A 13,046-nucleotide genomic window follows, 5' to 3' on the forward strand; every position below is an offset into this window, starting at 1 on the left:
CCATGTTGGATGCAATATGTGGTCTTGATAGTGGACCTCGGTAGTCAGAAATAGGTAAAAAGGTTGGCGGACACTGCATTGCAGGGCAGTGTCCGCCTTTTTCGACAATATATACTGGCGAGGTAGAGTTTGATTCCGAAAATCAAAATTTCTTTGCATAAACTTTAAAATGGTGTATCCAATCGATAAAGTTCCTAATCGGAGTGTTTTGGTATGCAATATATAACCGCAAACCAAGGCGCATTGCCAAAGGAAATGCATGCAGGTCGGTTACCGAGGTGACCGGATAGGAGGAGGCCTATGCACGATACCAGTGGTTGGAATTGGCAGCCCGGAAAACAGGACGTATTCAATACGGCCAAATGTTCCGAGGGTGTCCAGTGGATTGAAGAATGGCACGCGAGCCCGGATGGCGAGAAATGTGTCTGTGTCGTCAACAAGGGCGACTACGAATTCGGGTTTTGCACCAATGGCGAAATCGGGGAGGAATCTTTCGAAAAGATCATCTGCCCCGAGTATACGCCCGACGGAAAGCTGGTCGCCTGCGTGTCCGCGGACATGGAGTGGACCGTTGCCGTTGATGGTGAAGCCTGGGGCGAGACCTACGGATTCGTCTGGGGAATTCTCTCGGCGGGCGGAAACGTGGCTGCCGCCGTGCAGCAGGACATGCGGTACGGCATGTCCGTGAACGGGCAGGCGTGGGATCCCCTGTTCGACAACGCCAACAATTTCAGCATGAGCGCGGACGGTGCCCACTGTGCCGCAGTGGTGCAGACCAGGCCTTTGGCTCAGGCCGACATTCATACGTTTCAGGCTGGCATTTTCAGCGTTGCCATTGACGGCAAGGCCTGGGACGGCGGCTACGTGAACTGCTGGACCCCGGTTTTCAGCGCCGACGGTTCCAATGTGGCCTGCCAGGTGCGCCGCAATCTCTACGATTACACCATCGTGGTGGACGGCAAGCCCTGGGGACAGAATTTCCAGTGCGTGTGGGAGCCCGCCTTCAACCCGTCCACCGGCGCCTGCGTGGCCCCGGTTCGCGTTGCAGGACAGTGGGGCATGGCCCAGGACGGCAATATCCTCTGGGACCCGCGTTACGCCCAGCTCTGGCATGAGCAGTTCAGCGCGGACGGCGCGAATCTCTACGCCGTGGCTGCCGTCGGATTCGGCAAGTTCACGGTGGTCAAGAACAACGGCGCATGGAACGCCACGTTCCCGGTCGTCTACGATCTGACCGTCAGCCCGGACGGCAATCACGCCGGTGCCATCTGCAAGACCGAGGATGGCCGCTACACCCACATGGTGGACGGCAATGTCTGGGGCGGCGCCTATGACATGGTCTGGCCCGTGGTCTTCAGCGCGGACGGGACCAAGGCTGCCGCGCGTGTGGAAAGGAACGGCCGTCAGACCATCGCGATCAACGGCAAGCCGTATTCCGAGGATTTCGACCAGGCGTTTGCTCCGGTCTTCAGCGCGGACGGTTCCAAGGTGCTGATCAAGGGCATCTCCGGTGGCGTCTACTACCGCATCGTGGCCGAAACGGCTTCCATTTAGGCAGGGGGGCAACATGTATCACAGCATTTATGAGTTCGTTATCGGGCCCCTGGCCTGGATCGGCTGGACCGTGTTCGTGGTCGGCTCCATCTGGAAGCTGGCTTCCATGTGGGCACTGGCCAAGAAAAAGGACGGCAGTTCCATCGCCTACACCAGGTTCGGGTATGGCGCACGTTCCATCATTCAGTGGCTCATCCCCTTCGGGACCACCGGTTGGAAGTCGAACCCGGCCGTGACCGTGGCCACGTTCATCTTCCACATCTGTCTGGTGCTGGTTCCCATTTTCCTGTCCGCCCATGTGGTGCTCTGGGATCAGTTCTTCGGCGTTTCCTGGGGCACTCTGCCTGACACCGTGGCCGATTACATGACCGTGGCCGTGATTCTGGCCGCCGCGTTCTTTGCCTATCGCAGGATCGCGGTCAAGGAAGTGGCCTTTCTGACCACGTACAAGGACTGGATGGCGCTCGGCATCGCCGTGAGCCCGTTCGTCACCGGATTTCTGGCATACCACCAGATTTTCAACTATCAGGTCATGATCGTCCTGCACATCCTCTGCGGCCTGGCATGGCTGGCGTTCATTCCGTTCTCCCGGCTGAGCCACATGCTGATTTCCTGGTACTCCCGCGCCTACATCGGCTCCGAGTTCCAAGGCGTTCGCCACTGCAAGGACTGGTAAGGGCTGAAGGAGGATATACGAATGAAATACGAGGCTTTCGACAGGAAAATCGAGGACGTCGGGCTGCAGGACGGCATAGCCAAACTCACGCCCGAGAAAATCGAGAAAACAATAAATGAAGTGCTTCAGGGCGAAACCGGCGCCAAGCTCAAGGCCTACCACGAAACCTGCGTGCGTTGCGGCCTCTGCGCCCAGGCCTGCCACTTCTACGTGTCCCACGACGGTGATCCGTCCTATTCCCCGGCAGGCAAGGTCGCCCAGACCATGTCCGTCATTCTGGACAAGAAGGGCAAGGTCAGCGCCGAATTCATCTACAAGGCCGCCCAGATCGCCTATACCGAGTGCAACCTGTGCCGCCGCTGCGTGCATTACTGCCCGCTGGGCATCGACACCGGCTACATCATGAGCACGGTGCGCCGCATCTGCCACAAGCTTGGCGTGACTCCGCAGTACCTTCAGGATACCGCTCATTCCCATTCCGCGACCATGAACCAGATGTGGGTCAAGGAAGACGAATGGACCGACGCCCTGCTCTGGCAGGAAGAGGAAGCCCGCGACGAATTCCCGAACATGCGCATCCCGCTGGACAAGAACGGCGCGGACATCATGTATTCGGTCATCGCGCCGGAACCCAAGTTCCGGACCCACCTCATCTATCAGGCCACGGCCATCCTGCATGAGGCGGACATCGACTTCACCATGCCGACCACGACCGGTTGGGACAACTCGGACATGGCCATGTACTCCGGCGACTTCGAGATCATGGGCCGTCTGAAGCGCGACCATTTCGAATGCGCTCAGGGTCTCAAGGTCAAGAAGATCGTCATGGGCGAGTGCGGCCATGCGTTCCGTTCCGTCTACGACATGGGCAACCGCTGGAATGCCTGGAAGGATTACCCGGTCGAGGTCGTCCATTCCATCGAGTTCTTTGCCGAGCTGCTCCGGTCCGGCAAGATCAAGATGAAGGAAAAATATCCCGAACCCGTCACCATCCATGATCCGTGCAACGTGATTCGTGGCCGCGGCCTCATGGAAGAGTTGCGCTATGTGGTGGGCGAGATCTGCGAAACCGTTGTCGAGATGACTCCCAACCGCGAATACAACTACTGTTGTTGTGCCGGCGGCGGCGTCATCAACTGCGGACCGCCGTTCAAGAACGTGCGCGTCAACGGCAACAAGGCCAAGGCCGATCAGCTTCGGGCAGTCAAGGAACAGGGCGTGACCACGGTCATCTCCCCCTGCCACAACTGCCACGGCGGACTTGAAGACATCATCCACAGCTACGAGCTGGGATTGGAACTCAAGTTTCTGGGCGATATCATCTATGCGAACATGGTTAAGAACAAGGCCATCGAGGAATAGGGAGGCAACATGACCAGAAAGACGATCATCTCCATGCTGGCGGTGGCCCTGGTGTGCATCTTCTTCCTCCCCGCCTTTTCGCAGGAGGATATCAAACAGCTTGCGGACCCGGCTTTTGAACAGCCCCAGCGGCCCGCAGTGCCGTTCATGCACGACGAACACAATGAAAAGGCCGGTCTTGACGGCTGCCTGCCCTGCCACCATGAAGGCAAGGAAAACGGTGAGCTGGTCGAAGGCGATCCCGTGCCTTGCGCGGAATGCCATTCTGTCGAGGGCGACGGCGACGTCCTGCCCCTGATGCTGGCCTATCACAAGCAGTGCGGCGATTGTCATGCTGCCGAGAAAAAGGGACCGCTGGCCTGTGGCGAGTGCCACCAGCGGTAACGGGCTTCACTCCAGCCCATAAAAAAGAGCAGGCCGTCGGACCGCCCTTCGACGGCTTTCGCTGACCATCACTCGACTCCCGGTTCCGGTTCGCTGGAATCGGGAGTTCTTTTTGGGGGAAGGAATGCCTCCGACTATCAGCGGAAGCTGATTCGGCCTGTCCGGGGCCTCACCCTTCGGGCGTGGCAAATCCAGCGTCCGAATCCGCAGTTCTGCGGATTTGTCGATGTCCTTTGCTTCCCGCCGTCCACAAGGGCAAGCGAGCCTGTCCATCTGTCTTGGCGATGTCGTTGGTCGTGGGTGCGCCGAATTTGTCTCATCGAGAAACAGGATTCAGGGAAAATTGGACAAACAAGGAAATCGTTTTTCTCTTTCGGACCACCCGTTTCAAGAATTTGAAGAGGCCGGATGCATGTCCCGGCAGGGCATGCATCCGGCCTCTTCAAATTCTTGAAACATATGGGAATCCAAGGGGCCTTGCTCCTTGGCAGGTCTGGGCAGCGCCCAGCCTCCCGGGAGGGCCGTCGGAGACATTTCCCTGTTTTTTTCAGGAAGAGAAAGTCTGTGTGTTCGGTACCGGGTTGCCAGTGGTTTCATTGACAGTTCTGTAACAGGGTTGTAACAACACCCGGTCACGGTGTAAACGGTCGCACAAAACCGTCCATTACCTAAAAGAGAGGGTATACATGAAATTCAAGTGCAAGTCCTTGTTGGTACTGGCTTTTATGGTGGCGTTCGCCTCCTCGGCCTTTGCTGGCACTCTGGAAGACGTCAAGAAGAAGGGATACATCACTCTTGGCGTGAGCGAAGGCGTGGTTGGGTTTTCCGCTCCGGATTCCGATGGCAAATGGGTTGGCTTCGACGTCGACATGGGCCGTGCGGTTGCCGCTGCGGTTCTGGGCGATTCCAATGCTCTGAAGTTCGTTCCGCTGGCTTCCAAGCAGAAGATCGTGGCCGTTTCCTCCGGTCAGGTCGATCTGGCTCCCCGCACCACCACCTGGACCCTGAAGCGCGACGCCAAGCAGGGCGTGGATTTCACCGTGGTAATGTTCTACGATGGTCAGGGTTTCATGGTCCGCAAGGATTTGGGACTCACTTCCGCCAAGGAACTGGACGGCGCTTCTGTTTCCGTGACCTCCGGCACCTCCAACGAGCTGAACGTGGCCGATTTTGCCCGTGCCAACGGCATCAAGCTGGAGACCGTTGTCTTCGACAGCAAGAAGGAAGCGTTTCAGGCGTACCTTGCCGGACGCGTGGATGCCTTCACCACGGATGCAAGCCAGCTTGCCGCCATGCGCGCCATGGCTCCGAACGCCAGTGAGCATGTGATCCTTCCCGAACGCATTTCCAAGGAACCGCTGGCTCCGTATGTCCGCCATGGCGACAATCAGTGGAAGGACCTGGTCACCTGGGTCATGTACGGCCTGATCGAGGCCGAGGAAAAGGGCATCACTCAGGCCAACGTGCTTGAGATGAAGACCAAATCCGATGACCCCATGGTCAAGCGCATGCTTGGCGTGACCGGCGATACCGGTTCGTTCCTGAATCTGGACAACGACTGGCTGGTCCGGGCCATTCAGGCCGTGGGCAACTATGGCGAGATGTACAATCGCTACTTCGGTCCTGACACCCAGCTGAATCTTCCCCGCGAACGCAACGAATTGTGGACCCGTGGCGGCCTGCTGTACGCCATGCCCATCCGCTAGTTCGCCAGACCCGAATACGACCCGGCCGGGCCGCCATTGTGCGGCTCGGCCGATTCGCTTTTCCTGAAACAGGCAGTACTATGTCCCCAGATTCAGCTTTCAAGGACCGCATACCCATGCTGCTGGTGCAGACCGCAGTGGTGGGCATTCTCATATATTTCGCCCTGACCCTGTTCCACAACACCCAGGCCAATCTGGAGGCGAGGAACATTGCGTCGGGCTACGGCTTCATGTCCGTGGAGGGCGGCCTGCCCATCAACGACACCCTGTTGCCGTACAAACCGAGCGACTCCTACGGATACGCCTTTTTCATGGGTGTACTGAACACCCTGTACGTGGCCGTGATCAGCATCGTCCTGTCCACGATCCTCGGCGTTATCGTGGGCTGTGCGCGGGTGTCCACCAACTGGCTCGTGTCCAGACTGGCGGCCGTGTATGTCGAGGTGCTCAGAAACATTCCGCTCCTTCTCACGCTTTTCTTCTGCTACTCCGTGGTGCTGGCTTCCCTGCCACATCCTCGCAAAAGTCTGGAGCCGATTTCCGGCGTGTTCCTGAACAACCGGGGGCTTTTTCTGCCGAGACCGGAATTTCAGGACGGATTTCTGTGGGTGGCGCTTGCCGCGGTCGTGGCGCTGATTGCGTCCTTTGTGCTGATTCGCCGGGCGCGTCGTCTGCGGGAGGAAACCGGCAAGGGGTTTCATGCCGGATGGATCGCCCTCGGCCTGTGCGTGGTGTTGCCGGGCATTGCCTGGCTCGTGACACCCGAAGCCGTGACCTTTGATTTTGCCAAGCTCAAGGGATTCAATTTCAAGGGCGGCATGGTGCTTCGGCCCGAATTTACCGCGCTGCTCACTGGTCTTGTTCTGTACACGGCAGCGTTCATTGCGGAAAACGTGCGCAGCGGCATTCAGTCCGTGAGCCGGGGACAGCTCGAGGCGGCCAAGGCGCTTGGGCTCAAGCCGGGGCTGACCATGCGTCGGGTGGTGCTGCCTCAGGCCCTGCGAGTCTGTGTACCCGCCACGACCAACGACTATGCCAGTCTGGTCAAGAACAGCTCGCTGGCCGTGGCCATCGGCTATCCGGACATGGTGTCCATCGGCGGCACCATCATCGGCCAGAATGATCAGGCCGTGGAGATCATCGGCCTGTGGATGGCGGTGTACCTGTCCATCAATCTGTGCATTTCCCTGTTCATGAACTGGTTCAACGCCCGAGTGCAGTTGGTGGAGCGGTAGCATGGAAACGACAAACGCGATGAATGAACCCAAGGTTTTCAGTCCTTTGCCCCAGCTTCCTCCGCCGCCCAGTTCCATCGGTGTTGCGGGGTGGCTCAAGGCCAATCTGTTCAACGGCTGGTTCAATTCCATTCTGACGCTTTGCAGCGTGGGACTGCTGCTCAAGGTTGTCCCGCCTCTGGTTTCCTGGGCGTTGCTGGATGCCTGCTGGATCGGGGAACCGGGCCAGTGCGATCAGACCGGGGGCGCATGCTGGGCCTTTGTGTTCCACAAGATGCGGCTGCTGCTTACCGGCACCTATCCGTCGGAATTCGTGTGGCGGCCTTCGATTGCCGGGATTCTGTTCGTGCTCATGGCTGCGGCCACGGTTTCGGGCAAGGTCAAGGCGCGGTATCTGGTTCCGGGCTGGGGGCTGCTCACGGTCCTGTCCTTCTGGCTCATCGGCGGAGGCGCGGGATTGGCGCATGTGGATCAGTCCATGTGGGGCGGTCTCATGCTCAGCCTCGGGCTGGCTGCCATCGGCATTCTGATTTCCGTGCCGCTCGGCATCCTGCTGGCTCTGGGCCGGCAAAGCTCCCTCGGCATGATCCGGCCGCTGTGCATCGCCATCATCGAACCCATCCGGGGCGTTCCCCTGATCACCATCCTGTTCATGGCCTCGGTCATGATGCCTTTGTTTCTGCCCCCGGGAATGCAGGTGAACAATCTGCTGCGCGTTCAGGTGGGCATCATTCTGTTTTCCTCGGCCTACATGGCCGAAGTGGTGCGCGGCGGACTTCAGGCCGTTCCCAAGGGACAGCTTGACGCGGCCAAGGCACTTGGTCTGTCCTACTGGAAGCTGACCCTGCTCGTGGTGCTGCCTCAGGCTCTGCGGCATGTGCTTCCCGCGCTCATCGGCCGCTGCATTGCTCTGTTCAAGGATACGTCTCTGGTCATCATCGTGGGCCTGCTGGATTTTCTCGGCATTGCCAAGGCCGCGGCGCAGGATCAGGATTGGCTCGGCTGCGACGCCGAAGCCTACGTGTTCTGCGCCTTTGTCTACTGGTGCATCTGTTTCGGCATGAGCCGTTACGGGCGGTCCCTGGAAAAACGCGGTCCCAAGACCAACAAGTAAGAGGTGGCGAACATGCCTTCCCGTGAAATCGTCATAGACGTGAAAGACCTCAACAAGTGGTACGGTTCGTTCCACGTTCTCAAGAATATCAATCTTCAGGTCCACCGGGGCGAGCGCATCGTGGTATGCGGCCCGTCCGGGTCGGGCAAGTCCACGCTCATCCGGTGCATGAACCGGCTGGAAACCCACCAGCAGGGGCGGATCGTGGTCAACGGCATCGAATTGACCGGCAATCTCAAGGGGCTGGAGAAAATCCGGCGCGAGGTGGGCATGGTGTTTCAGAGTTTCAACCTGTTCCCGCACATGTCCGTGCTGGACAACCTGACTCTTGCTCCGGTCTGGGTGCGGCACATGCCGCGCAAGGAGGCCGTGGAGCAGGCCATGCATTATCTCAGCCGCGTTCGCATTGCGGAACAGGCGGACAAGTTTCCGGGACAGCTTTCCGGCGGTCAGCAGCAGCGCGTGGCCATTGCCCGTGCCCTGTGCATGAATCCCTCGGTGCTTCTGTTTGATGAACCCACATCCGCACTTGATCCGGAAATGATCAAGGAAGTGCTCGACGTCATGATCGAACTGGCGGAAGAGGACATGACCATGGTCTGCGTTACCCACGAAATGGGCTTTGCCCGCACCGTGGCCGATCGCGTCATCTTCATGGACGGCGGAGAAATCGTCGAGGAAAATACCCCCGAGGAATTCTTCAACAATCCCCAATTCGATCGCACGCGCCTCTTTTTGAGCCAGATTCTCCAACATTAGAAGAAGATATGCCTTCGGCGACTCAAGAACCTTTTCAAGAAAAGGTTCTTGAGAATCTCCCAAAGTTTGCTGGTTCTACGCCGCCTGTACGGGATGAGGAAACTTGTCCGATCAGCACGGCGGCGTAGGGAGATGCGGAAGAACCTGACTTGTCCTGTCGAAAAACCGAGCTTCGTGGAAATGAGGAGAAAGAAAGCGAAAAGTTTTTTCCTGATATCCTTCCCGTCTTGAGAATCGGAAAAGGCCCGAGGAATGTCTCGCCAGAGCATTCATCGGGCCTTTTCCGATTCTCGAGACAGAATGGGGATCCAGGGGGCCTTGCTCCTTGGCGGGTCCGGGCAGCGCCCGCCCCCCGGGAGGGTCACCGAAGGCCTTCAGTTGTCCATCATGAACCGGAAAATGGCTTCCATGAACTTGCCGGACACCACATCGGGCAGGGCGAATTTCGGCAGGTTGTCGCCGGGCAGGGTGCCGACGTAGGCGAAATAGATTTCCTGAGACAGCCGGGTCAGTCCCGGTGCCAGATTCGAATCCCAGAGTTCGGAGCGCTGTCCGGCCTCCATGTCGTAGGAGCGGCATTGCAGGGGCCGCTGCGCAAAAAGCAGGCACGTGCCTTCCTCAAGCAGCGGACAGACCGCCCCGGCCTGCGACAGGCAGTACTCGGTGCTTTCGCCTTCCGGCCCGAAATCCCGCGCGGTTTGGCGTTCCTTTCGCGCGGTTTCCACGGCGCGTTCGATCACGTCCAGCCGTTGCTGGCTGGTCAGATGCATGTTTATGCTGTGGCTGAGATGCACGGCCTCGGCCAGCGTGAGCTTGATGGGCGTGGAGCAGCACCGGTCGTGATCCCTGCCGCACCGCTGGCCCGATTCGGAGGGGAACATGTCCTCCAGCGTCTGCACCAGCCCTTCGTAGTCGTTGAGAAACGGGGAGAGGTCCACAAGCCGCTTGAATTCGAGACAGGGCTCGCGCACGGTGAGCTTGCCGCTGGATTTGCCGTATTTGCGGATGGTGCGCCACTGGTTGAAGTTGGCGGGCTTGGACTTGAGTTTTCGCAGGGTCTTGTAGGCCAGCATGTGCCCGAGTCCCCGGCGGAGCAGGTAGGCGTTGAGCACGGTTCCGGTGCGGCCGATGCCGTGTCGGCAGTGGATGAGCACTTTCTTGCCCAGATAGATGGCCTCGTCCAGCCATGCCAGGGTCTTTTCCAGCTCCTGAAGGCCGGGCGCCTCCTCGTCCTGAAGCGGAAGGTAGCGGACTTCGAATCCCGCGCCGTGCTCGATGTCGTGCAGATCGCAGAATTCGCCGCACAGGTTGAGGATGGCGTCAATGCCCTGATCGCGGATCGCGTCGAGCTGGGCGTGGCTCATGGGGGCCTGCCCAACGGCGAGCTGATCCGTGACCCAGGTCAGGACGTAGACGGGCTTATGCCTGGGAATCTTCATGGTTTTCCGCCTGCCGGAAGAAGTTGTCCACGGCCTTGTCCACGTCTTCCCCGGAATTGAGGCTCATGTCCATGAGTCGGGTCACGGCCATGAGATAGCCGAGACGGGCCAGCCGCTTGCGCGTGTCGTTTTCATCCATGCGCGCGCATTTGGCGTCCAGCAGGTCGCCCTTTGCGGAAACCTCGAAACCGTAGCGTTCCAGAATTCGGGTTATGAAGGCGAGCCGGAGCACCCGGTTGTCCATGGCTGCACCGCCCCCCTTGAACCGGAAGGAAATGTAGTTGGCCCCGGGATCGTTGCCGCACACCGTATCCACCACCGAAAAGTGGTAGCCGAACCGGACCATGAGGTGCAGATAGTCGTCGGAGATGAGTGCATAGCTGGCCAGCAGCTTGGAATCGAAGCGGAATATGCCGCCGCTCATCCTGTCGAATTCCTCCCAGTCCATGTGCGTGAGCCGGTTGGACCAGGGGACGCGCGGGTCGGCCAGCCCGTACCACAATGCCCACATGGGGCGGCTGCGGATGTCGTCAGCCGAGACTTCCCTGGAGTTGACTCCTGCTCCCTCGAACAGGCCGTCGCCCAGATCAAGCACGTACATGACGATGGGCAGGCTGGTGGTGAGACGTTTTGCCCCGCCCATGCCGCGTCCGGTCTTGTCCACCAGAGTGAACATCTCGCCGACCGCCTTTTCATGGCAGAACCGCACCACGTCATGCAGGGAGCGGCAACCCACGGGCGAAAAATTGCGCGCAGCCGGATCGGTCAGATTCAGTTTCACGGTCAGGGGAATGATGGGCTTGTACTGGGCAAGGGAGTGCTCGGGCGCGGCCTTGCGCTGCATGGCCCGGGTCAGGACCTCCTCCACGCATCCCTCGTAGACCGAGCCGGTAGCACCGTCCACGGTCACGAGTTGGCCTTCGGGCAGGGACTCCATGGGGTAGTCGCCGATGAGTACGGGAATGCCTGCCTCCCGGGCCACCGAGGCAAAATGGCTGGCCCGGCTGCCCGTGTGCGCGATCACTGCGTTCAGGCTGCCCACGAAACCGGCCAATGCAGGCTTGAGCATGGGCGTGACCACGACCGCGCCATCCGGGATGTTGGCAAAATCCGCGCCAGTGGCGGCATGGTATATCTCGCCGCATCCCGCGCCGCCGGATGCGCGTTCCATTTGCTGCGCCAACGGTTTGGCGAGAATGCAGTGGTCGGACTGTCCGGCCTCTTCACGTTCGGATTGCAGGGGCCGGGTTTGGAGAATGAATATCTTGCCCGTGGAATCTATGGCCCATTCCACGTCCTGAGGACCGTCGAGACGCTTTTCCAGGTGCATGGCGATGCGGCCCAGTTTGCGCAGGTCATCCGGATCGGGCATGCCCTGCTGGTCCGGATCGCATCCTTCGATGGGCTCTGGCTGCTTGTCACGGGTCAGGGTCGCCTTGATCGGGCGGGCGCTGCCGTCGACAAGGGAGTTGCCCAGACCGCGTACCGCATAGACGCCCATGGTGCGTCCCTGTTCGCCCTTGCAGTCCGGGTCGTCCGTATAGATGACTCCGGCATGTTCGGCCTCGACCATGGGCAGGATGAGCACGGCCATGGCCGTATCCGAGTCGGTCAGGCCGTGGGTGATGCGGTAGGATACGGCTCTCGGGCAGTACTTGCCCGCCAGCACGCGCTTGTAGGCTTCCACCGCATCGTTGGGGTGCACGTCGAGTTCGCTGGCGTACTGGCCGGCAAAGGAAATGTCGCCGTCTTCGGAAAGCGCGCTGCTGCGTACTGCGATCAGGTCGTCCTCGCCGATGATTTCGGACACGCCCAGCCGGATGCCTCGGGCGATTTCCTCGGGAACCTCGCCTTCCAGAATCAGTTCCTGCATTTCCAGAGTGAGCTGGGCCAGAAGATTGCGATCGCCGACCACCATGCGGCGGAGCCGTTTTTCCATGTCCGGGCCGAGCCCGTTGCTCTCGATGAAATAATGGAACGCATTGGCCGTGACCACGAATCCCGGGGGAACCGGCGCGTTGGCATCGCGCAGGGCGCGGGCCAGATTGGAGGCCTTGCCTCCGGCAAGCCGACGCGCGTCCGCAGCCTCGGCAAGGGACAGGATGAAGGGCGGCCCGGCCTCGGGCTGGTCCAGTTCCAGAGCCATGCGCACGTAGAAATCGATCTTGCGGTAATATTCGGGCAGGTCCATGTACTGGCCCGGATTCATCTCCACAAGCTGCCCGGCCATGTTGCCGACGGCAGCGGAGAGGCGTGAACAGAGCCATGCCGCGCGTGTGCGGTCCGCAAGCACGTCGCCGTAGAACAGCTCTTCCAGATCCGCTATCAGTTGCAGGGCGATGTTGTCCTGGGCGAGCAGGGTCTTGAACGCCTCGTACTTGCGTCGGAGCAGGGTGCCCGGGGCGAATATCTGATAGGTCCAGTGCTTGAAGAGCTGTTTCGCGTCCATGGTTTCCTACCTTGCCAGAACGTCTTCGACCTTGGTTTCCAGCTCGTCCTTGTCAATGGGCTTGACGCAGTATTCGTCGGCGCCCAGACGCAGGGAATCACGCGCGGTCTCCAGAGTGGGATAGCCGGTCAGCATGATGGCCCGGACTGTGGGATTGGCTTTCTTGATTTCCTCCAGCACTTCCACGCCGGTCATCTTCTTGAGCTTGATGTCCAGAATGGCCAGATCGACCTCATGTTCGGCAACGTGGCGAATCGCGTCTTCCTCTTCGGTAAAGGCGTCCACGTTGTGCCCTTTGCGCTCCAGAATGCGTTTGACCAGTATGCCTGCGTCCATGACGTCGTCGAGAACGAGTATTTTTGCCATAA

Annotated in this window: 11 protein-coding genes; 8 read left to right on the top strand and 3 right to left on the bottom strand. The window is 59.6% G+C overall.

Annotated features, from left to right (window positions below; all coding sequences use genetic code 11):
• Positions 1–300: 300 nt before the first annotated feature.
• From tmcD to MPN23_RS16515, 8 genes are all read left to right on the top strand, one after another.
• Entirely contained in the window at positions 301–1,554 is a 1,254-nt protein-coding gene (tmcD, locus tag MPN23_RS16480) for an electron transfer complex subunit TmcD (RefSeq protein WP_243545329.1), read from the top strand.
• Between the two features lie 13 nt (positions 1,555–1,567).
• The gene (gene tmcC, locus MPN23_RS16485) at positions 1,568–2,230 is read left to right on the top strand and encodes a TmcC family electron transfer complex membrane anchor subunit (protein ID WP_243545330.1); all 663 of its coding nucleotides are present in this window, start codon (positions 1,568–1,570) and stop codon (positions 2,228–2,230) included.
• Between the two features lie 21 nt (positions 2,231–2,251).
• On the top strand, positions 2,252–3,592 hold the full coding sequence (gene tmcB, locus MPN23_RS16490; RefSeq protein ID WP_243545331.1) for an electron transfer complex ferredoxin TmcB: 1,341 nt from the start codon (positions 2,252–2,254) through the stop codon (positions 3,590–3,592).
• A 9-nt stretch (positions 3,593–3,601) separates the two neighbouring features.
• The gene (tmcA, locus tag MPN23_RS16495; protein ID WP_243545332.1) at positions 3,602–3,976 is read left to right on the top strand and encodes an acidic tetraheme cytochrome c3 TmcA; all 375 of its coding nucleotides are present in this window, start codon (positions 3,602–3,604) and stop codon (positions 3,974–3,976) included.
• 686 nt (positions 3,977–4,662) lie between these two features.
• On the top strand, positions 4,663–5,682 hold the full coding sequence (locus tag MPN23_RS16500) for an amino acid ABC transporter substrate-binding protein (protein WP_243545333.1): 1,020 nt from the start codon (positions 4,663–4,665) through the stop codon (positions 5,680–5,682).
• An 80-nt stretch (positions 5,683–5,762) separates the two neighbouring features.
• Positions 5,763–6,917: an amino acid ABC transporter permease gene (locus tag MPN23_RS16505; RefSeq protein ID WP_243545334.1), complete on the top strand. Its 1,155-nt coding sequence runs from the start codon at positions 5,763–5,765 to the stop codon at positions 6,915–6,917.
• Position 6,918: 1 nt separating this feature from the next.
• Complete coding sequence (locus MPN23_RS16510) at positions 6,919–8,031, top strand: amino acid ABC transporter permease (RefSeq protein ID WP_243545335.1); 1,113 nt, start codon at positions 6,919–6,921, stop codon at positions 8,029–8,031.
• Between the two features lie 12 nt (positions 8,032–8,043).
• A complete protein-coding gene (locus MPN23_RS16515; protein WP_243545336.1) occupies positions 8,044–8,790 on the top strand; it encodes an amino acid ABC transporter ATP-binding protein in 747 nt (248 codons plus the stop codon).
• 374 nt (positions 8,791–9,164) lie between these two features.
• Here MPN23_RS16515 and MPN23_RS16520 read toward each other — a convergent pair whose 3' ends face one another.
• Genes MPN23_RS16520 through MPN23_RS16530 form a run of 3 tightly spaced genes read right to left on the bottom strand, consistent with a single transcriptional unit; the run spans position 9,165 to position 13,044 of the window.
• On the bottom strand, positions 9,165–10,229 hold the full coding sequence (locus tag MPN23_RS16520) for a protein-tyrosine phosphatase family protein (protein ID WP_243545337.1): 1,065 nt from the start codon (positions 10,227–10,229) through the stop codon (positions 9,165–9,167).
• A complete protein-coding gene (locus MPN23_RS16525) occupies positions 10,210–12,678 on the bottom strand; it encodes a PEP/pyruvate-binding domain-containing protein (protein WP_243545338.1) in 2,469 nt (822 codons plus the stop codon). The genes MPN23_RS16520 and MPN23_RS16525 overlap by 20 nt, the downstream gene beginning before the upstream one ends.
• Positions 12,679–12,684: 6 nt before the next feature.
• Entirely contained in the window at positions 12,685–13,044 is a 360-nt protein-coding gene (locus MPN23_RS16530) for a response regulator (protein ID WP_243545339.1), read from the bottom strand.
• Positions 13,045–13,046: the final 2 nt, after the last annotated feature.

Origin of the sequence: Pseudodesulfovibrio tunisiensis, assembly GCF_022809775.1 — a bacterium.
Lineage (GTDB): Bacteria > Desulfobacterota > Desulfovibrionia > Desulfovibrionales > Desulfovibrionaceae > Pseudodesulfovibrio > Pseudodesulfovibrio tunisiensis.

Coding starts and splice junctions, on each gene's coding strand:
- MPN23_RS16525 (WP_243545338.1), bottom strand. CDS start 12,678: ATGGACGCGAAACAGCTCTTCAAGCACTGGACCTATCAGATATTCGCC.
- MPN23_RS16510 (WP_243545335.1), top strand. CDS start 6,919: ATGGAAACGACAAACGCGATGAATGAACCCAAGGTTTTCAGTCCTTTG.
- tmcD (WP_243545329.1), top strand. CDS start 301: ATGCACGATACCAGTGGTTGGAATTGGCAGCCCGGAAAACAGGACGTA.
- tmcA (WP_243545332.1), top strand. CDS start 3,602: ATGACCAGAAAGACGATCATCTCCATGCTGGCGGTGGCCCTGGTGTGC.
- tmcB (WP_243545331.1), top strand. CDS start 2,252: ATGAAATACGAGGCTTTCGACAGGAAAATCGAGGACGTCGGGCTGCAG.
- MPN23_RS16520 (WP_243545337.1), bottom strand. CDS start 10,229: ATGAAGATTCCCAGGCATAAGCCCGTCTACGTCCTGACCTGGGTCACG.
- MPN23_RS16530 (WP_243545339.1), bottom strand. CDS start 13,044: ATGGCAAAAATACTCGTTCTCGACGACGTCATGGACGCAGGCATACTG.
- MPN23_RS16500 (WP_243545333.1), top strand. CDS start 4,663: ATGAAATTCAAGTGCAAGTCCTTGTTGGTACTGGCTTTTATGGTGGCG.
- MPN23_RS16505 (WP_243545334.1), top strand. CDS start 5,763: ATGTCCCCAGATTCAGCTTTCAAGGACCGCATACCCATGCTGCTGGTG.
- MPN23_RS16515 (WP_243545336.1), top strand. CDS start 8,044: ATGCCTTCCCGTGAAATCGTCATAGACGTGAAAGACCTCAACAAGTGG.
- tmcC (WP_243545330.1), top strand. CDS start 1,568: ATGTATCACAGCATTTATGAGTTCGTTATCGGGCCCCTGGCCTGGATC.